Raw genomic sequence first — 18,249 nt, forward strand, 5'->3', positions numbered from 1 at the left:
GGTATGGAAAAGCAGGTGAGGCGTCCCCCGCGGGGAACGAGAAAGAGAGACGTGCCTCTGACCGAGGCCGGGATCTACGCCGCCGCCCTGCGGCTCATCGACGAGGACGGGGTCGAGGCGCTCACCATGCGCAAACTCGCCACCGCGCTCGATGCGAACCCGATGTCGCTGTACCACCACGTGCCGAACAAGGAAGCCGTGCTGCGCGGCGTGGCGAGAATGGTCGGAGCCCAGTTCCGCACCGTGACGCTTCAGGACGTCCCCTGGCAGGAGCGCATCCGTCTGCTCGCCACCGACTTCCGGACCCTGGCGCACCGCCACCCCGAGCTGATGGCCTACTCGTTCAGCCACCAGCCGGACTTCATCCAGCCCGACGACCCGTTCTGGACCGCGCTCACCGCGATCCTGGGCGCTGCCGGAGTGCCGCAGTCGGAGGTCCCGGAGATCGCCGCTCTCGTGGCCACCGTCGTCATCGGCGTCCTCAACGCCGAACTCAACGGCTCCCTCCGGCTGTGGGCGAACCTCCAGCCCTCCGGCGCGGCTGCCGGCACGGGCGAGGTCACGGACGCAGACCGTGCGGGTTCCGACCAGGAGCACATGTTCCGGCTGGTGATCGACACGCTCATCACGGGTCTGGAGGGCCGGCTCGCCGCCGGTCCCAACGGCCGGGGCGCCGGCCGCTGAGTCGGCCGGCGGCCGGAGGCGTCGATCGCCGGCCGCCGGCCCCAGGGCTCGAACGGTCCCCGTCTCATCGGTCCCCGTCTCACCGGTCGCCGTGGCCCAGGGCGTGGTGGTTCCGGCCCCGGTCGCCGCGCTCGAAGCGGTATTCGTCGCGCCGGAACGACCTGTCGGACGTCCGGCCGTGCCGCTCGACCTGTCGGCGACAGGAGTGACCGTCGCGGTAGGAGTGACCGTCGCGGTAGAAGCGGCCGTCGCAGTCGTGCCGGGGGGCGTCGGTGACGCGGTGCCAGCCATGGACCTCGTCGCAGGAGTAGCCCCGCTCGAGCAGATACCCGACTCCGTTGTCCCAGCTGTGGTCGGCGGTCTCGACCTGGGCGGCCGGCCGCTGGACGTGCGTGGACTCGAGGGGCGCGGCCGAAGCGGTGCCCCCGGCGCCGAGCAGCGAGGCCCCTGCGACCACCACGGAGGAGACGGTGAGGGCGACGCGCTTCGTGAGCTTCTTCATGATCTTTCCTTCCCGGTTCACGTTTCCATACGCCGTATGGAATCTCCCTTCGAGTGTAACCGTACGTCGTATGGAAATGTCCATATGACGCAGGCCACCGCCGCGTTCGGTTCCTGTCGGGAGTGATCAACTGCCGTTCAGTGCAGGTGAGTTGACCGCGACATGCGGGCGCGGAAGTTCCGGCCCATGCTGGAGACCAGGTGGAGACAGCGGAGGGAGTGGTGACGATGCGGACCGTTGTCGACCTCACGCGCTGCCAGGGCTACGCGCAGTGCGTGTTCCTCGCGCCGGAGGTGTTCGAGCTGCACGGCGAGGAGGGACTGCTCTACGCGACGGCCGTCCCCGACGACCAGGTCGAACGTGTACGCCAGGCGGCGGCGGCCTGCCCGGTCCAGGCCATCCTCCTCGGGGAAGAGGTGAACAGCGGTGCCCGATGACCTGAAGGAGGCCCGGATCGTCATCGTCGGCGCCTCGCTGGCCGGACTCAGGGCCGCCGAGGCACTGCGCGAGGAGGGATTCACCGGCCCGCTGACCGTCGTCGGCGACGAGCCCCACGCGCCCTACGACCGGCCGCCGCTGTCCAAGCAGGTGCTGCTCGGCCAGGCGACGGCGGACACCACCGAGCTGCCGATGCGCCGGGACCCGGACGCCGAGTGGCGCCTCGGCGTGCGCGCCACCGGTGTGGATCTGCTGGCCAAAAGGGTGCTGCTGGAGGACGGGGAGTCGCTGCCGTACGACCGGCTGCTGATCGCCACCGGCACCCGGGCGCGTCCCTGGCCGAACCCGGAGGAAGGCGCCCTGGACGGCGTGTTCACCCTGCGTACCCGGGAGGACGCCGCGGGGCTGGCCGAACGCCTGGACGCGCGGCCGGAGCGGGTGCTGGTGATCGGCGGTGGCTTCACCGGCTCGGAGATCGCCTCGGCCTGCCGGGAACTGGGGCTCGAGGTCACGGTCGCCGAGCGCGGTCCCGCACCACTGGTCGGCGCTCTCGGCGGCACCCTGTCGAAGCTCGCGGCGGTCATGCAGCGCAACCACGGCGTGGACCTGCGCACCGGTGTCACGGTCACCGCCCTCAACGGCAACGGCGCCTTCACCGGCGCGGAGCTGTCCGACGGCAGCCGCGTGGACGCGGACGTGTGCGTCGTCGCGCTGGGCGCGGTCCGCAACGTGGAGTGGCTGGCGGAGTCGGGGCTGGCGGCGGGCCCCCGCGGGATCGCCTGCGACGCCGGATGCCGCGCCTTCAACATGTACGGGATCGTCACCGACGACGTCTACGTGGCCGGCGACGTCTCCCGCTTCCCCCACCCGCTGTTCGGCTACCAGATGCTGTCCCTGGAGCACTGGGGCAACGCGGTCGAGCAGGCCGGGGTGGCGGCCCACAACATGGTCAACCCCGGGCCGCTGCAGCGCCCGCACCTGTCCGTCCCGGTGTTCTGGTCGACCCAGTTCGGCCTCAACATCAAGTCCGTGGGCGTCCCCACCTACTCCGACCACGTGGTCATCGCCCAGGGCTCCCTGGAGGCACGTCGCCTGGCCATGGTCTACGGCTACCAGGGCCGGATCACCGCCGCGGTCACCGTCGACATGGCCAAGTCGCTCGACTACTACAAGCACCTGATCGAGACGGCCGCCCCGTTCCCGCCCCCGCCCGGCGCGGCGGACCGGGCGATCGCGGCCGACATCCCGATCCCCTCTCTCGTGCCGGATCCGTCGGTGCTCTCCCACGGCCCGACCGTCGCCCTCACCGGCCATCTTCCCGACCGCCGGCTGACGGTGGTGTAGCCCACGTCCCGTCGACCACGAGGATTCGCCATGCAATCCGAGACCTTGCTGGCACGGATCACCGACTACGCCAGCCGCCCCGACCCCTACCCCTTGTACGCGGAACTCCGCGAGGCAGGTCCCGTGGTGCAGCAGGCAGACGGCAGTTACCTGGTCGGCACCTATCACGAGATCGCCGCTCTGCTCCACGACCCGCGGATGAGTGTCGACCCCCGCACCCGGGGCGAAGTGGCCCACAAGCCGCCCTTCCTCCGGCTCGACGACCCCGAGCACCACCGACTGCGCACCCTGACCATGCGGCCCTTCGGACCCCCGCACAGCCCCGACCGGGTCGACTCCATGCGCGGCGAGATCGAGCGCATCACCAGGGAACTGCTGGAGCCCTTCGAGGCGGGCCGGCAGATCGACATCGTCGACGACTTCGCCTACCCGCTGCCGGTCACGGTGATCTGCCGGCTGCTCGGCGTGCCGCGCGAGGACGAACCGCTGTTCCGGGCCTGGTCCGACGCGATCGTCGCCTCCGCCGACTTCCGGGCCGAAGACGACTCCACCGAGACGGACAAAGCCGGCGACCAGGCGCGGATGGAAATGGGCGGGTACCTGGTGAACCTCGCCGAACAGCGCCGTGGCAAGCCGAGCGACGACATGCTCTCCGCCTTCGTCAACGAACCGGACCCGGCCCTGCGGCTCACCCGGGAAGAACTCGCCGAGACCGCCGTGCTGCTGCTCATCGCCGGGCACGAGACGACGGTCAACCTGATCACCAACGGCTCCCTCACCCTGTTGCGTCACCCCGAGCAGCTGGACCACCTGCGCCGCGACCCCGAGCTGCTGCCGCGAGCAGTGGAGGAACTGCTGCGCTACGAGCCCCCGGTCCACATGCGCGAGCGCACCCCGCACGCCGACATCGACGTCGCCGGCACCAAGATCCCGCAACACGCGTCGGTCATCCTGGCGCTGGCCTCGGGCAACCGCGATCCCATGCGGTTCCACGAGCCCGACCGGTTCGATCCCACCCGCCCGGACATCGAGCACCTCGGCTTCGGCAGCGGAATCCACATCTGCTTCGGCGGCCCCCTGGCCCGGATCGAGGCATACGTCGCGCTCAGTGCGCTGCTTCCCCACCTCGGCAGCGCCCGCCTGGTCGAGGACCCGCCGCCGTACCGGCAGAACGCCATGCTCCGCGGACCTCGCCACCTGCCCGTCCACTTGTGAAGCCGCGCGGAAGGAATCGTGCCTGACCTGGCCTTTTCTGCCGCCTCTGGGGGCGGTCCTCAGAGCCGGGCGAGTGCGCGCCGTGCGGCGTTGTAGCCGCACATCCCGTGGGCGCCGGCGCCGGGTGGGGTCGCGGCGGAGCACAAGTAGACGCCGGGGACGCCGGTGGCGTACGGGTCGAGGGCCGGGCGTGGCCGGAAGAGCAGCTGCCGGGGGTCGTTGGCGCCGGTCACGATGTCGCCGGCGACGTAGTTCTCGTTGTGCCGGCTCAGCTCCGTGGTGGAGCGGACGTACGTCGCCCGGATCCGGTCGCGGAAGCCGGGGGCGTACTGCTCGATCCGCGCGGTGATCGCCTCGGTCGCGTCGCCGGTGAAGCCGGCCGGTACGTGGGCGTAGGCGTAGAGCGGGTGCACGTCGCCGGCCGAGCGGGTCTTGTCGGCCAGGTACTGCTGGCCGACGAGTACGAACGGCCGCTCCGGCATGCGGCCGGCGGCGATGTCCCGCTCGGCGGCCGCCATCTCCGCCGTGTCGCCGCCGAGGTGCACCGTGCCGGCCGAGCGCGAACCCTCGTGCGCCCAGGGCACGCCGCCCTCGACGGCGAAGTCGACCTTGAAGGCGCCGGGCCCGTGGCGGTACCGCGTGTACGCCCGCCGGACGCGGGGCGGCATGCGGTCGCCCGCGATCCGGGCGGCCGCGGCCGGCGTGGTGTCCAGCATGACCAGGTCCGGGCGGCCGAGCTCGTCGAGCGAGGTCACCCGGCGGCCGGTCTCGAACCGCACGCCGTGCTCGGCCGCGCGGGCCAGGATCGCGTCCCGGATCGCGACCGTACCGCCTTCGGCGACCGGCCAGCCGAAGGCGTGCGCGGCCGTGGTCAGCGCGACCCCGATCGCCGAGGAGGCGAGCGTGTCCAGGGGCCGGAAGGCGTGCGCGGCGGCGCCCGTGAAGAGAGCCTGGGCCTGCGGGGTACGGAAGCGGCGCGCCAGCAGCGTGGCCGGCAGCCCGGCGTAGGCACCGAGCCGGGCCAGGTGGAGCGGGTGCCGCGGCACGTGCAGCACCGGCTGGAGGAACTCCTCGCTGATCGTCGCGAACCGCTCCGTGAGGGGGCCGAACGTCCGCTGCCACCCCGTTCCGCCCGCTCCGAGCCCGGCGGCGGTCCGGGCCACCGACCGGACCGCGACCGCGCCGCGCCCGCCCTCCAGCGGGTGCGCGAACTCCACCGGCGCCCAGCGCCAGGTGAGACCGGCCCCGGCCAGGTCGAACCGCCGGGCGAAGGCCGAGCCGGGCGTCAGGGGATGGATGCCGGAGCATTCGTCGTGGATGAGGCCGGGCAGGGTCAGCTCGCTCGACCGGGCGCCACCGCCGAGCACGTCCGCCGCCTCGATGACGCGGACCCGTACGCCCGCGGCGGCCAGGGTGAGGGCGGCGGCGAGCCCGTTGGGTCCGCTGCCGACCACGACCGCTGTCGTCATGCGCGTGCCTCCTCGCCGTTCGCCGTTCGCCGTTCGGCGTTCGCCGTTCGGCGGGCCGGGTGGCGCGGCGGGTGCCGCCAGGGGCCCGTGGATGGCCTGTGACCATCACCCCAGCTTGACCTTGACACGTTGTCAAGGTGTGTCCTGTGTGCAGGAGGTGGTCCCGATCGACACGACAGAGGGAACCCCACGGAACACCCGCGTGGCCGACGCCCTGAGCGCCGGGGACTCGTCGGTCCGGCTTCAGGCGGCCCTGGCGGTCGGCTCGAACCCCGATCCCGGCTTCCTGGAGACGCTCGTCGAGCGGTGCGCGGTCGAACCGGACTTCTTCGTGCGGGACATGCTCTCCTGGGCGCTGACCCGCCTGCCGTCGCAGATCACCCTGCCCCGCATCCGCCGCGAACTCGGTTCCGGGCGCACGCAGGCCCGCAGCCAGGCGCTGCACACGCTCTCCAAGATCGGCGACGCGGGTGCGTGGGCCTGGATCACGCGCGCCGTGCTGCGCGACGCCGACGACGAGGTAGCGCGGACCGCGTGGCGCGTCGCGGTCGTCCTCGTGCCCGAGGACGAGAAGGAGGATCTGGCCGGCGAACTGGCCGGGCAACTCGGGCGCGGCGACCGGGAGGTGCGACTGAGCCTGAGCCGGGCCCTCGTCGACCTCGGAGACGTGACCGGACCCGCGCTGGAGAAGGCCGCGGACCACCCCGACCCGGCGGTGGCCGCGCACGCCCGTGCCACCGAGGTCCTCCGGCGGAACCCGGAGGCCGGCTTCGACGCCGCCCTCGACGAGGCGCGACGGGTCGTCGCGCTCGGCCCGGAACGCGCCGCTCCCGCCCAGAGCGCGGAATGCTGATCGGCGACGTGGCCCGGCACTCCGGGGTGAGCACCCGGATGCTCCGGCACTACGACGCCCTCGGGCTGGTGCGGCCCACCGGTCGCACCGTCGGCGGCTACCGCGAGTACTCCGCCGAGGACGTCCGCAGGATCTTCCACGTGGAGAGCCTGCGGTCCCTCGGGCTCACGCTCAAGCAGATCGGGCGCGCCCTGGAGGACCCGGACTTCACGCCGTCCGCCCTGGTCGGCGACCTCATCCGGTGGACGGAGGAGCGCTTGGAGCGGGAACAGGAGCTGCTGGAGCGGCTCCGCGCCGTCGACGCGTCGGCGCCCACGGGCTGGCAGGACGTGCTGCGCATCGTCGAACTCATGCAGGGGCTCGACTCGACCAGTGCCGCGCGCAGGCAGCAGGCCGTCCTGACCCGGCCGGAGGGCGTGCCGGTTCCCGCCGAGCTGCTGGCCGCGGCGGTCCTGGCCGAGTCCGACCCCCTCGTCGCGGGCGCCCTGCGCTGGGCGCTCGCCCGGTCCGGCGGCGACGGCGTGGCGGCACTGACCGCCGGTGCGCGTTCGGAGGACGTCGACGTCCGGCGGCGCGCGGTGCTGGCGATCGCCGGGACGGCCGAGGCCCCGGGTGCGGCCGCGGTGCTCGCGGACGCGCTCGGGGACCCGGACCCGACGGTGCGCGGGCATGCCGCTCTGGCGTCGGGCAGGCGCGGCGTGACCGCGGCCGTGCCGGTACTCGTCGGCATGGTGGTGGAGGGCTCCCACGACGTCGAAGCGGCGGAGATCCTGGGAACGCTGTCCCAGGACCCCGGGTGCGCGGAGCGGATTCTGGCCGCGCTGACCGGCGAACTCGCCGCGCCCACCGCGGACTCCGCGACGCGGATCCGCCTGACCCAGGCACTGGTCGAGCTGTCGGGGGACACGGGACGGGAGGCCCTGCGCCGACTGGCCCGCGACGACGACCGCGCCGTCGCCCTCGTCGCCTCGGCCTTCGTCGCGGTTCTCGACGAGCGGTCCCCCGAGGTCCCGGGCGCCGAGGTGCCCTGACGGCGCCCGGCGGTGTCTCAACATCGCCGGTGCCGAGGCCCCCGGCCGTGCGCCTTGTCTACGATCGGATGCGTTTTGTGATCTCGGACAGAGGGTCTAACAACTGTGACGGACAAGCGAGTTGTCATCGTGACGGGCGCGGGCTCGGGCATCGGCGAAGCCACCGCCCGGCTGCTCGGCGAGAGCGGTCACCACGTGGTCGTCTCCGGGCGGCGGGAGGAACCGCTGCGGCGCCTGGAGAAGGAGACCGGGGCCCTGGCGTACCCGTCCGACGCGGGCGACCCCGCCGCCGTCGACGGTCTCGTCCGCGCGGCGCTCGACACCTACGGACGGCTCGACGGGCTGGTGCTCAACGCGGGCATCGGGCGCGGCGGAACGGCCGGGGACCTGTCGCTGGAGGACTGGGACGACGTGATGCGCACGAACCTCACCGGTCCGATGCTGCTCCTGCGCGCGGCGATGCCGCACCTGGTGCGGGCGCGTGGGGCGGTGGTGGGTGTCGCGTCGGTCTCCGCGCTGCGCAACGGCACGAGCAACGCCCCCTACGCCACGTCCAAGGCCGCCCTGCTGCAGCTGTGCCGTTCCGTCGCCGTCGACTACGGGCGCCAGGGTGTGCGCGCCAACGTGGTGTGCCCCAGCTGGATCAGGACGGAGATGGCCGACCGGCGCATGACGCGGTTCGCCCAGGAGGCCGGCCTCGGGGACGGCGGCAAGGAGGCCGCCTACGAGGAGGCGACCAGGCTGCTGCCCATGGGCCGACCCGGCGAGCCCCGTGAGGTCGCCGAGGCGATCAGCTGGCTGCTCTCCCCGGCCGCGTCCTTCGTCAGCGGTGCGGTGCTCACCGTGGACGGCGGGGCGACGGCGATCGACCCCGGCACGGCGGCGTTCGACTTCCGCATCGCGCCGCGCGACGACTCGGCACGCTGACCCGCACCGGCACGCGCACCAGCAGGAGCACCAGCACCAGCACCAGCACCCGCACGCGCACCCGCGCCTGTGCCGGCCTCGGCCGGCTCCCCGCCGGACTCCGCCCGCGGCCCCTCAGGGGCGCCGGAGGCCCGGCGGGCCGGGCCGGGCGAGGGTGACGGACGTTCCGGTGACGGGCGGCCACATGCGGGCGACCGCCAGCAGCGTCGCCGGGCTGCCGCGGTCGACACCGGGCAGCGGGCACGGAGCGGACGGTGCCGCGCCGGTGAGCTTGGCGCGCCGGGCCTCGCCCAGCGCGCCGGCGAGCGCCGCGGCGGGGAGGCGGTCACCCCGCAGCCCCGCCTCTCCGGCCTGCCGAAGCGCCGTCTCGTACGCGTCCGGCCGGACGTACTGCTGCAGTTCCAGCAGCGCGTCGTACGTCTCGATGATCTGCCGGTGCGCCTGCAGCGCCAGTGAGGACCGCGGGCGCAGCACCGCCTGCAGCCGGCTGTGCTGCGGCCCGGCGAGGGCGACCTGGGGGACCGCCTCGACGAGATCACGCCACAGTGGCCACAGCCGCCAGACGATCCTCAAGGCGGCTCCGGCCCGGCCGAGGGCGGTCGCCGTCGGCACCAGCAGTGAGGCCGCGCGGAAGAGGCCGTGCACGCTGATCACGATGGACAGGCAGGGCATCAGGGGCAGGCCGGGCGCGTAGAGGTGGAGGAGGTAACCGGACCAGAAGACGAGGGCCAGGCCGCTGCCCATCGCGAACACCCGCAGCGACCACAGGAGGTCCCGGTCGTGAGTCCGCAGACTGTACGGCCAGCACACGACGACGGCGGCGGCGTCCCCCGCCAGATGGGCGACGACGAGGATCAACCAGTACAGGGACGACGGTGTGGCCGGCCCCTGGGCAGCCGCCGGGGCGACGGTCTGGTCGACGCCGATCAGGTCCAGCGCCAGCAGGGAACCCAGCGCCGCGACCAGGCCCACCACCACGAGGACGCGCTGGTGCCGGGCCCGGGTGGAGTCGACGATGAAGAGCAGCACCAGCCCCGCGCTCAGGACACCGATCAGATTGCGCCCCACCGCGACCGTGCGCGTGTCGACGCCGAGGTCCGCACATGCAGCCACCACCCTTGGCTGGAAAAGGGTGATGGCGATGGTCGCGGCGAGGACGGTGAGCCAGAGTCCCCGCTGCTGCGGAAGGCGCAGCGCGGAACCCGCACGCCAGGCGAGGGCGAGCCACAGGGCGACGACGCACACCACCCCCACCCGGTCCGCCAGTTCAGTCGCCGTCATCGGCCGCCACCCCCAGGAAGGCGCCGAGCCGTCCCAGCGGGCCGGCCGCGCGACCGGCTTCCCCGGCGCTCTGGATGAGACTGGCGATCATCTCGGCTTCCTGCTCCTCGCTGGTCGTGTAGCTGGTCCGGCCCATGAGCCGCTGGACGGTGGACGGATGGAGGTCGCCGGGCGGCGGACCGGCCGGGTCCTCGGCCCTGCCGGTGACGCCCCGGTGGTGATCGCACAGCACGTGGCCGATCTCGTGCAGGATGATGTGCTGCCGGTGCAGGGGCGCCGTCCGGGCTTCGTAGAAGACGTAGTCGGCGTCGTCCGTGCCCAGCCACAGCCCGCAGACCCCCGTCCGCGCGATCTGCTCCGGCAGCTCCCGCAGCACGAGCGGGCGTCCTCTGAGCTCCTCCACCCGTTCCAGCACCGCCTCGAACGGGAGCGAACGCCGCACGCCGAGATCGCGCAGGATGGCCGTGCACCTGCGCTGCAACTCGACGTATTCACGGGTCTTCCTCACGTGCTGTCCTGACCTCCGTCCGAGACCGGACGTGAGGGCCGCCCCCCTCGGCCGTCCGCGGCGTCGTCACACGGTTCTCCGAGCCCATGGACAGAGCCCGCCCCAAAGCTAACCGACCGTCAGCCTCTCTGAACAAGCCCGGCCCGCCCTGTCCTCGGCGTTTGGCTCAAACCGTTCCCCGGTGCCACGGGCCCCGCCGCGGCCCGGCGTGTGCCGGTGGCACGTACCCGGCGTACGAAAGGGCCCGCCGCGTTCGTCACGCGGCGGGCCCGGTACGGCGGCTCAGCCCCCGGCCGGGGGAGCCGTACGTCCCTCGAACGCGGCCAGGATCCGCTCGGCCGCCAGCGTGGCGGTCAACTCGCCTGCCTTGACCCGCCGTTCCAGCTCCGGTGCGGCCTCGCGCACCGCCGGGTCGGCGTGCAGCCGGCCCAGCAGCTCGTCGCGGACCATCGCCCAGGTCCAGTCGACCTGCTGGTCCCGCCGCTTGGCGGTGAGCCGGCCGGTGGAGTCGAGCCGCGTACGGTGCTGCTCCAGCCGCTCCCACACCGTGTCCAGGCCGGTGGACTCCCGGGCGCTGCAGTGCAGCACCGGGGGCGTCCAGAAGGCGTCCTTGCCGTGCATCAGCCGCAGTGCGCCCGCCAGTTCCCGGGCAGCCGCCCGCGCGTCCCGCTCGTGCGGGCCGTCCGCCTTGTTCACGGCGATCACGTCGGCGAGCTCCAGGACGCCCTTCTTGATGCCCTGCAGCTGGTCACCGGTGCGGGCCAGGGTGAGCAGCAGGAAGGAGTCGACCATGTTCGCGACCGCGGTCTCCGACTGGCCCACCCCGACGGTCTCGACGAGGATCACGTCGTAGCCCGCCGCCTCCATCACGACCATCGACTCCCGGGTGGCCTTCGCGACCCCGCCCAGCGTGCCCGCGCTGGGGGAGGGCCGGACGAAGGCGTCCGGGTCGACCGCCAGGCGCTCCATCCGGGTCTTGTCGCCCAGGATGGAGCCGCCGGTACGGGTCGAGGACGGGTCCACGGCCAGCACGGCCACCCGGTGCCCCTGCGAGGTCAGCAGGGTGCCGAACGCGTCGATGAACGTCGACTTGCCGACACCCGGCACCCCGCTGATGCCGATCCGCCGGGCCCGGCCGCTGTGCGGGAGCAGCTCGGTGAGCAACTCCTGCGCCAGCGCCCGGTGCTGCGGCCGGGTGGACTCGACGAGCGTGATGGCGCGGGCCACCAGGGCCCGCTTCCCGTCGAGCACACCCTTCACATACGTGTCGAGATCGATCGCTGCCATACGGGGCTACAGGTCGTGGCCGAGGTCGGCCGACAGGCGCTTCACCAGGTCGTAGGCGGCGTCCGGGATCACCGTCCCGGGCCCGTACACGTCCGCTGCGCCCATCTCCCGCAGCGTCGGCACGTCCTGGGGCGGGATCACCCCGCCGACCACGATCATGATGTCCTCGCGGCCCTCCTCGGCGAGCTTCTCGCGCAGCGCCGGTACGAGCGTGAGGTGACCGGCGGCCAGCGAGGACACCCCGACCACGTGCACGTCCGCCTCGACCGCCTGCCGGGCGACCTCCTCCGGCGTCTGGAACAGCGGGCCGACGTCGACGTCGAAGCCGAGGTCGGCGAAGCCGGTGGCGATCACCTTCTGGCCGCGGTCGTGGCCGTCCTGGCCCATCTTGGCGACCAGGATGCGCGGCCGGCGCCCCTCGGCCTCCTCGAAGGCGTCCACCAGGGCACGGGTGCGGTCCACGGACGGCGACTCCCCTGCTTCGTTGCGGTACACGCCGGAGATCGTACGGATCTGGCTCGCGTGCCGGCCGTACACCTTCTCCAGGGCGTCCGAGATCTCGCCCACGGTCGCCTTGGCGCGGGCCGCGCGCACCGCCAGCTCCAGCAGGTTCTCGCTGCCCTCGGCGGCCCGCGTCAGCGCGTCCAGCGCGTCCTGGCAGGCGGTCTCGTCCCGCTCCGCGCGCAGCCGCCGCAGCTTCTCGATCTGCTGGGCGCGCACGGCCGAGTTGTCGACCTTGAGGACCTCGATCTGCTCGTCGCTGTCCACCCGGTACTTGTTGACGCCGATGACCGGCTGGCGCCCCGAGTCGATGCGCGCCTGGGTGCGGGCCGCCGCCTCCTCCACGCGCAGCTTCGGGATGCCGGCGTCGATGGCCTGCGCCATGCCGCCCGCCTGCTCGACCTCCTGGATGTGCGCCCAGGCCTTGCGTGCGAGGTCGTACGTCAGCCGCTCCACGTACGCGCTGCCGCCCCACGGGTCGATGACCCGGGTGGTGCCCGACTCCTGCTGGATGAGCAGCTGGGTGTTGCGGGCGATGCGCGCGGAGAAGTCCGTCGGCAGGGCGAGGGCCTCGTCGAGGGCGTTGGTGTGCAGCGACTGGGTGTGGCCCTGGGTCGCCGCCATCGCCTCGACACACGTGCGCGTGACGTTGTTGAAGACGTCCTGCGCGGTCAGCGACCAGCCCGAGGTCTGCGAATGGGTGCGCAGCGACAGCGACTTGGTGTTCTTCGGCTCGAACTGGGAGACCAGCTTGGCCCACAGCAGCCGGGCCGCCCTGAGCTTCGCGACCTCCATGAAGAAGTTCATGCCGATCGCCCAGAAGAACGACAGCCGGGGCGCGAACGCGTCCACGTCCAGGCCGGCGTCGCGTCCGGCGCGGAGGTACTCGACCCCGTCCGCGAGCGTGTACGCCAGCTCCAGGTCGGCCGTGGCACCGGCCTCCTGGATGTGGTAACCCGAGATGGAGATGGAGTTGTAGCGGGGCATCCGCTGCGAGGTGTACGCGAAGATGTCGGAGATGATCCGCATCGACGGCTTCGGCGGATAGATGTAGGTGTTGCGGACCATGAACTCCTTCAGAATGTCGTTCTGAATGGTCCCGGCCAGCTTCTCGGGCGGCACGCCCTGTTCCTCGGCCGCCACGATGTAGAGCGCGAGGACCGGCAGCACGGCGCCGTTCATCGTCATCGACACGGTCATCTTGTCGAGGGGGATCCCGTCGAACAGCTGCCGCATGTCGTAGATCGAGTCGATCGCCACGCCCGCCATGCCGACGTCGCCGGTCACGCGCGGGTGGTCGCTGTCGTAGCCCCGGTGCGTGGGCAGGTCGAAGGCGACCGACAGGCCCTTCTGGCCGGCCGCCAGGTTGCGCCGGTAGAACGCGTTGGACTCCTCGGCGGTGGAGAAGCCCGCGTACTGGCGGATCGTCCAGGGCTGGTTGACGTACATCGTCGGGTACGGGCCGCGCAGGTACGGCGCCATGCCCGGGAAGGTGCCGAGGAAGTCCAGGCCCTCCAGGTCACGCCCGGTGTACAGCGGCTTGACGCCGATGCCCTCCGGGGTCTCCCACAGCGGCTCCTCGGCGCCGGTCGCCCGCTTGACGGCCGCGCGCCAGTCCTCCAGGGTGCCGTCGGCGACCGGGGTGCCCAGCTCGATGCCGGAGAAGTCGGGGATTCCCATCAGGACACTCCCATGCGGTCGAGGGTCGCGGACAGCACGTCCACTGCGTCGCAGCCCGCGAAGACGTGACGGTCGATACCGGGGTGGTCGCCGCGGCCCGCGAGGAACACGTGCCGGGCACCGGCCGCGCGCAGCGACGCGGCGGCCTGCTCGGCCTGCTCGGCGTAGAGCGCGTCGCTGGAGCACAGCACGGCCTCGGTGGCGCCGCTGTCCTCGAAACGCCCCTCGGTGACCGGCTCGATGCCGCCGGCCTGGAAGAGGTTGGCGGCGAAGGTCGCGCGCGCGGTGTACGCGGCGGCCGGGCCGAGCGTGGCGAGGTAGATGCGGGGCCGGGAGCCGGTCGCCGCCAGGTGGGCGTCGGAACGGGCGCGCAGTTCCTCGTACGCCTCGTCGCGGCGCACCCGCGGCAGCCCGCCGGACGGCGGCTCGGGCGCGGGCTCGCGCTCCACCGGCTTCTCCGCCAGCAGCGGGAACTCGCTGACGCCGGTGATGGGCTCGCGCCGCTTGGCGAGCTTCTTGGAGCGCTCCGCCCAGGTCGTCGCGAGGTCGGTGCGCAGCCGGCCGGAGCGCAGCACGGCCGCCTGGCCGCCGTCGCGCTCGACGGTCCGGAAGAACTCCCAGGCCGCCTCGGCGAGTTCGTCGGTCAGTCGCTCCACGTACCAGGAGCCGCCCGCCGGGTCGATGACCCGGGCCAGGTGGGACTCCTCGATGAGGATCGTGGAGGTGTTGCGGGCGATGCGGCGGGCGAACGCGTCGGGCAGGCCGAGCACGTGGTCGAACGGCAGCACCGTCACGGAGTCGGCGCCGCCGACCCCGGCCGCGAGCGTCGCGACCGTCGTGCGGAGCATGTTCACCCACGGGTCGCGCCGGGACATCATCACCGGCGAGGTCACCGCGTGCTGCACCTGCGCCCCCGGCGCCCCGCAGACCTCGGCGACCCGGGCCCACAGCCGGCGCGCGGCGCGCAGCTTGGCGACGGTCAGGAACTGGTCGGCGGTGGCCGCGTACCGGAACTCCAGTTGCCCGGCGGCCTGCTCGACGCTCATCCCCGCCTCGGTGAGCGCCCGCAGATAGGCCACACCGGTGGCGAGCGAGGCGCCCAGTTCCTGCGCGGCCGAGCCGCCGGCCTCGTGGTACGGCAGCGCGTCCACCGTCAGCGCCCGCACGCCGGGGTAGGTTCCGGCGCAGCGCGCGGCCAGGGCGGCGTACGGCGCGAAGTCCAGCGGGGTGCCCGTGCGGGCCTCGTACCCGAGCGGGTCGCCGCCCAGGTTGCCGCGGGCGGCCTCGGCGGCCACACCCTTGTCCGCGTACAGCCGCAGCAGCACCTCGGCGGCCCGCTCGGTGTCGCGGCCGGCGTCCAGGACGACCGGCGCCAGGTCGAGGTAGACGCCCTCCAGGGCCCGGGGCAGCCCGTCGACCGGGATGCCGCCCTCGCCGAGCACCAGCCACAGCGAGGTGACACCGTTCTCCAGATCGGCCGTCACGGCGCTGTCGGTGAGCGCCGCGTGCCGCTGCCGTACGTCCCAGCCGCCCGCGGTGCCGCCCTCCGGGCGGCTGCCCCGCAGGTACGGGGCGAAGCCCGGCAGGCCGGGGTCGGGCGCGCCGTCGCGCGCGGTGTACAGCGGCCGGGTGCGCAGCCCGTCCTCGAGCGTGGTGGACAGGGCTTCCTCAGCTGCCGCGCCCGAGACTTCCTTGCCCGACTTGCGCAGCACGCCCTCGACCAGGCGTTGCCACTGCTCATGTGTCGCGTCAGGGAACTCGGCGGCCAGTGAGAGCCCGTCGTCAGGCAGGACCGTCATGGCTCGGATGCTAGGGCAGTGCGCTCAAGTGAGACCAAAGGGAGGGCTGTGAGGTTTCCCTCCTTGCGGTTGTGACCTGCGCCTCGCAGCCGCCGCGGGGCCCTCCTCCGGGCCGCGCCGAAGCGCGTACGGGGCCGCGGGCCGCCCGGATTCCAGGGAGTCGGCGCGGGCTCGCACGACGGTACCCCGCGAGCCGGGCGGACGTCTCGCGGGGCGGCTCACGGGGCGGCTCACGGGGCATGCCGAAGGGGCGCACCGGGACGCCGCGGCACACCGCGGGAGGCGATGCGCCGCGCGTCTCGTCGCCCCGCGGCCCGGCGTGCGCTCAGCCCTTCAGGCCCAGCTCCTCGCGGCGCACGTCCCGGGTGGAGAGGGTCTGCGGGGTCGCCGTGAAGGCGCGCAGTCTCAGGTGCGCGTACGTCTTCGAGGGCAGCGGGTAGCGGCCCGAGGGCGCCCGCAGTTCGACGGTCGCCGTGCCGTGCGCGGGGATGGTGGCCGGGCCGCGCACGAGCGACCAGTACCGGTTCATGCCCTGGCCCGTGGTGAGCATGTAGTGCGGAGTGAGCGCGTCGCCACCGGTGTTGGTGACCCGCACGGTCAGCGCGGACAGCGAGTGCGCCGAGGCCCGCCGGGCCGCCGTGATGTCCATCCGCAGCGGCGGACCGCCCGTCACCGCCAGACCGGCGCTCACCAGCGCCGGTGTCACCAGCAGCACGACGGCCGCGACCAGCGCGGGCCGGCGGCGCGGCCCGGCCATCCACCGGGGCCGCGGCTGCCAGGCGTGCGTGAACTCCGACAGGGGCACGGTGATCGCCGCCGCGAGCCACAGCGGCGTCATCATCAGGTAGTAGCCGTCCTGCGAGCGGGTCGCCAGATAGAAGGCGCACCAGGGCAGCACGGTCGCGGCCGGGCCGAGCCGCCGGACGAACAGCACGAACAGCGCCAGCAGGGCCGCGGCGAGCAGCATGCTGGCATGGCCGTACCAGTCCAGCCGGTCGCTGCCGTGGGTGAAGTACAGCGAGATGTCCACCAGGCCCTGACCGTGCAGGACCGCGCCCTGGGTCAGCGGCAGCGCGATGCCCTGGAGCCAGGGGCCGGGCTCGCTCACGATGAAGTAGGTGTTGATCAGCAGCCAGGTGAGGGCCGCGACCCCGGTGATCCGCAGCACCACCCGGGCGGCCTCCCGCCCGCCCAGCTCGCCCCGGCGCACGGCGTAGATCCCCGCCAGCAGGAACGGTGTCAGGAACCACGGCAGTTGCTGCGCCGCGCACGCGGCACCGAGACACGCGGCCCGCGCGATCCCGGCGGCGCCCAGCCGGCCGCGCGCGCCCAGCCGCGGCCAGCGCACCACCACCGGCACCAGCAGGACCAGGCCGACGATCGCCGGGTAGCCCTGGCGGGCGTACATCGGCACGGAACTGAAGCCCAGGCAGACCATCGTGGCCGCCGAGCGCCAGGGCACCGGCAGCAGCCGCCACAGCAGGGCGGTGCCCGCGATCAGGACGACCGTCACCGCGGCCGTCGCCGGCATGCCGTTGTGGCCCAGCCCCAGGAACGGCGCGGTGAGCAGCGCCGTCAGCGGGGGATAGCCGTACGTGAAGTCGTAGCCGCCGGTGGTCGTCGCCGTCAGGGCGACGCCCTTGATGCGGAACAGCCACGGCCACGGGTGGGCGTACACGTGGTGCCCGGCGACCATCTCCCGCGCGGCCTGCGTGGTGAGGACCGCCTCGTCGCCGCCGGCGTGGTTGAGCGCCCAGGTGCACAGGGTCAGCGCGATCGCGGTCACCAGGACCACCAGGTCCAGGCGGGCCAGCGAGCGCGTCCGGCGGACCGTCAGCGCGAGGACGCCGGTCACCAGGATGGACGCGTAACAGACGGAGATGACCCCGGCGAGGAACAGACGGTGCGTGGCCGCCTGCGTCCAGACCGAGCGGGTACCGATGAAGAGGCTCACGTCGGCGAGCAGGGTCAGGACGCGGTGCCACTGCGCGGGGGCCTCGGGGGCCTCCGCGCGCCATCCCCGGACGGCGGACACCGCCGACTGTGTCCGCCGGCCGGGTGTCACCTGCTGTGTTTCTGCCAAGTGCACGGCACCGGACGCTATCGGGGGCATGTGAGCGGCTCGTGGCGGGAGGTGAAGAGTCCGGTATGAGGGAGGTAAGAAGCGGGCGTATTCGTATATGTACCCCAGGCCGTGCGGGGAGGGGAAGCACCGGATCCGTCGCGCACCGTGTCGCTGTTGGGCCGAACGGGTGACTTGGCGTAAGAATTGGCTGGTGCAGGCATGGAATGCGAGTCAGGTCAGGGGGAGCCGGTGAGCCGTTACGACGTCACCGATGAACAGTGGGAGGGGCTCGCCCAGGTCGTGCCGCTGCGGGGGCGGGACTCCTGGCCCTCGGCGGTCGACCACCGCTCGCTGCCGGACGCCGAGACCGAGACCCGGCGCCGTTTCGTCGTCCTGCGGGTCAACGTCTTCGCGGACGCCCGGGAAGTCGCCGAGACCCTGATGGCCGGGGTGCCGGTCCTGCTCGACCTGTCCGGCGCGGAGGGCGAGGTCGCCAAGCGCGTCCTCGACTTCAGCACGGGCGTGGTCTTCGGCCTGGCCAGCGGAATGCACCGCGTCGACCGCAACGTCTTCCTCCTCACCCCGCCCGGCACCGAGGTCAGCGGGCTGATGGAGGGGGCGGGGGTGTCGGGGGGCTGAGCGGGCGCCGGGTACGGCGGCGGGCG

The 18,249-nt window shown here is 73.1% G+C and carries 16 protein-coding genes; 8 read left to right on the forward strand and 8 right to left on the reverse strand.

Annotation, left to right across the window (positions count from 1 at the left end):
* Nucleotides 1-51: 51 nt before the first annotated feature.
* Complete coding sequence (locus tag AB0N17_RS09130) at nucleotides 52-684, forward strand: TetR/AcrR family transcriptional regulator (RefSeq protein ID WP_366010524.1); 633 nt, start codon at nucleotides 52-54, stop codon at nucleotides 682-684.
* Nucleotides 685-763: 79 nt separating this feature from the next.
* Here AB0N17_RS09130 and AB0N17_RS09135 read toward each other — a convergent pair whose 3' ends face one another.
* A complete protein-coding gene (locus AB0N17_RS09135; RefSeq protein WP_366010525.1) occupies nucleotides 764-1,186 on the reverse strand; it encodes a hypothetical protein in 423 nt (140 codons plus the stop codon).
* Between the two features lie 227 nt (nucleotides 1,187-1,413).
* Here AB0N17_RS09135 and AB0N17_RS09140 point away from each other — a divergent pair, with 227 nt between their 5' ends.
* From AB0N17_RS09140 to AB0N17_RS09150, 3 genes are read left to right on the forward strand one after another with little or no spacing between them, the layout of a single operon-like run.
* Nucleotides 1,414-1,623, forward strand: coding sequence for a ferredoxin (locus AB0N17_RS09140; protein WP_366010526.1), 210 nt, complete (start codon nucleotides 1,414-1,416; stop codon nucleotides 1,621-1,623).
* Nucleotides 1,613-2,968: an FAD-dependent oxidoreductase gene (locus AB0N17_RS09145; protein WP_366010527.1), complete on the forward strand. Its 1,356-nt coding sequence runs from the start codon at nucleotides 1,613-1,615 to the stop codon at nucleotides 2,966-2,968. Before AB0N17_RS09140 ends, AB0N17_RS09145 begins: the two co-directional genes overlap by 11 nt.
* Before the next feature lie 30 nt (nucleotides 2,969-2,998).
* Nucleotides 2,999-4,183 (forward strand): cytochrome P450, encoded by a 1,185-nt coding sequence (locus AB0N17_RS09150; RefSeq protein ID WP_366010528.1) that lies wholly within the window; start codon nucleotides 2,999-3,001, stop codon nucleotides 4,181-4,183.
* Nucleotides 4,184-4,242: 59 nt separating this feature from the next.
* On the opposite strand, the gene AB0N17_RS09155 is transcribed toward AB0N17_RS09150, so the two are convergent.
* Nucleotides 4,243-5,652, reverse strand: coding sequence for an NAD(P)/FAD-dependent oxidoreductase (locus AB0N17_RS09155; RefSeq protein WP_366010529.1), 1,410 nt, complete (start codon nucleotides 5,650-5,652; stop codon nucleotides 4,243-4,245).
* Nucleotides 5,653-5,854: 202 nt separating this feature from the next.
* Here AB0N17_RS09155 and AB0N17_RS09160 point away from each other — a divergent pair, with 202 nt between their 5' ends.
* The 3 genes from AB0N17_RS09160 to AB0N17_RS09170 all read left to right on the forward strand — a co-directional run bounded on the left by AB0N17_RS09160 (nucleotide 5,855) and on the right by AB0N17_RS09170 (nucleotide 8,463).
* Nucleotides 5,855-6,505 carry a HEAT repeat domain-containing protein gene (locus tag AB0N17_RS09160; RefSeq protein ID WP_366010530.1) on the forward strand — a complete coding sequence of 217 codons (651 nt, stop codon included), beginning with the start codon at nucleotides 5,855-5,857 and terminating at the stop codon, nucleotides 6,503-6,505.
* The gene (locus tag AB0N17_RS09165) at nucleotides 6,499-7,536 is read left to right on the forward strand and encodes a MerR family transcriptional regulator (RefSeq protein ID WP_366010531.1); all 1,038 of its coding nucleotides are present in this window, start codon (nucleotides 6,499-6,501) and stop codon (nucleotides 7,534-7,536) included. Before AB0N17_RS09160 ends, AB0N17_RS09165 begins: the two co-directional genes overlap by 7 nt.
* 105 nt (nucleotides 7,537-7,641) lie before the next feature.
* On the forward strand, nucleotides 7,642-8,463 hold the full coding sequence (locus AB0N17_RS09170) for an SDR family oxidoreductase (RefSeq protein ID WP_366010532.1): 822 nt from the start codon (nucleotides 7,642-7,644) through the stop codon (nucleotides 8,461-8,463).
* A gap of 114 nt (nucleotides 8,464-8,577) precedes the next feature.
* Here AB0N17_RS09170 and AB0N17_RS09175 read toward each other — a convergent pair whose 3' ends face one another.
* The 6 genes from AB0N17_RS09175 to AB0N17_RS09200 all read right to left on the reverse strand — a co-directional run bounded on the left by AB0N17_RS09175 (nucleotide 8,578) and on the right by AB0N17_RS09200 (nucleotide 17,554).
* Complete coding sequence (locus AB0N17_RS09175) at nucleotides 8,578-9,744, reverse strand: MAB_1171c family putative transporter (protein ID WP_366010533.1); 1,167 nt, start codon at nucleotides 9,742-9,744, stop codon at nucleotides 8,578-8,580.
* On the reverse strand, nucleotides 9,731-10,252 hold the full coding sequence (locus tag AB0N17_RS09180) for a regulator component (RefSeq protein ID WP_366010534.1): 522 nt from the start codon (nucleotides 10,250-10,252) through the stop codon (nucleotides 9,731-9,733). Before AB0N17_RS09180 ends, AB0N17_RS09175 begins: the two co-directional genes overlap by 14 nt.
* A gap of 282 nt (nucleotides 10,253-10,534) precedes the next feature.
* Complete coding sequence (gene meaB / locus AB0N17_RS09185; protein WP_366010535.1) at nucleotides 10,535-11,539, reverse strand: methylmalonyl Co-A mutase-associated GTPase MeaB; 1,005 nt, start codon at nucleotides 11,537-11,539, stop codon at nucleotides 10,535-10,537.
* Nucleotides 11,540-11,545: 6 nt separating this feature from the next.
* Nucleotides 11,546-13,720 carry a methylmalonyl-CoA mutase gene (gene scpA, locus AB0N17_RS09190; RefSeq protein WP_366010536.1) on the reverse strand — a complete coding sequence of 725 codons (2,175 nt, stop codon included), beginning with the start codon at nucleotides 13,718-13,720 and terminating at the stop codon, nucleotides 11,546-11,548.
* Nucleotides 13,720-15,519 (reverse strand): methylmalonyl-CoA mutase subunit beta, encoded by a 1,800-nt coding sequence (locus AB0N17_RS09195; RefSeq protein WP_366010537.1) that lies wholly within the window; start codon nucleotides 15,517-15,519, stop codon nucleotides 13,720-13,722. Before AB0N17_RS09195 ends, scpA begins: the two co-directional genes overlap by 1 nt.
* A 325-nt stretch (nucleotides 15,520-15,844) precedes the next feature.
* Nucleotides 15,845-17,554: a hypothetical protein gene (locus tag AB0N17_RS09200; protein WP_366010675.1), complete on the reverse strand. Its 1,710-nt coding sequence runs from the start codon at nucleotides 17,552-17,554 to the stop codon at nucleotides 15,845-15,847.
* Nucleotides 17,555-17,833: 279 nt separating this feature from the next.
* Here AB0N17_RS09200 and AB0N17_RS09205 point away from each other — a divergent pair, with 279 nt between their 5' ends.
* On the forward strand, nucleotides 17,834-18,223 hold the full coding sequence (locus tag AB0N17_RS09205) for a cell division protein SepF (RefSeq protein ID WP_366010538.1): 390 nt from the start codon (nucleotides 17,834-17,836) through the stop codon (nucleotides 18,221-18,223).
* The last annotated feature ends 26 nt before the right edge of the window (nucleotides 18,224-18,249 follow it).

Source organism: Streptomyces sp. NPDC051133 (genome assembly GCF_040682635.1).
In the GTDB taxonomy this organism is placed as follows: Bacteria; Actinomycetota; Actinomycetes; order Streptomycetales; family Streptomycetaceae; genus Streptomyces.